An 868-nucleotide genomic window follows, 5' to 3' on the forward strand; every position below is an offset into this window, starting at 1 on the left:
CATGGAGCTCGGCCTCATCGGTCTCGGCAAGATGGGCGGCAACATGCGCGAGCGCATCCGCCGCGCCGGCCACACCGTCATCGGCTACGACCGCAACCCCGACCTCGCGGACGTCGACAGCCTCCAGGAGCTCGTCAACAAGCTCCCGAGCCCCCGCGTCGTCTGGGTGATGGTCCCCGCCGGAGGCCCGACCCAGGACACCGTCGACGAACTCGCCGACCTCCTCGCCCCCGGCGACGTCGTCGTCGACGGCGGCAACTCCCGCTGGACCGACGACGTCAAGCACGCCGAAACCCTCGCCGCCAAGGGCATCGGCTTCGTCGACTGCGGCGTCTCCGGCGGCGTCTGGGGCCTGGAGAACGGCTACGCCCTCATGTACGGCGGCGACGCCGCCCACGTCGCCACCGTCCAGCCGGTCTTCGACGCCCTCAAGCCCGCAGGCGACTTTGGCGCCGTCCACGCCGGCAAGGTCGGCGCCGGCCACTTCGCCAAGATGGTCCACAACGGCATCGAGTACGCCATGATGCAGGCCTTCGCCGAAGGCTGGGAACTCCTCGAAGCCGCCCCCGAGGTCACCGACGTCCGCGAGGTCTTCCGCTCCTGGCAGGAAGGCACCGTCATCCGCTCCTGGCTCCTCGACCTCGCCGTCCGCGCCCTCGACGACGACGAACACCTCGCCACCCTCAAGGGCTGGGCCGCCGACTCCGGCGAAGGCCGCTGGACCGTCGAAGCCGCCATCGACCACGCCGTCCCCCTCCCCGCCATCACCGCCTCCCTCTTCGCCCGCTTCACCTCCCGCCAGGACGACTCCCCCCAGATGAAAATGATCGCCGCACTGCGCAACCAGTTCGGCGGCCACGCGGTCGAG

At 70.7% G+C, this 868-nt stretch carries 1 protein-coding gene; it reads left to right on the forward strand.

The annotated features are described in order from the left end of the window. Position 1: 1 nt before the first annotated feature. Positions 2-868: phosphogluconate dehydrogenase (NAD(+)-dependent, decarboxylating) (gene gnd / locus SNE206_RS40070; RefSeq protein ID WP_407918518.1), on the forward strand; the 867-nt coding region annotated here is incomplete at its 3' end.

The organism is Kitasatospora sp. NE20-6 (genome assembly GCF_045862635.1).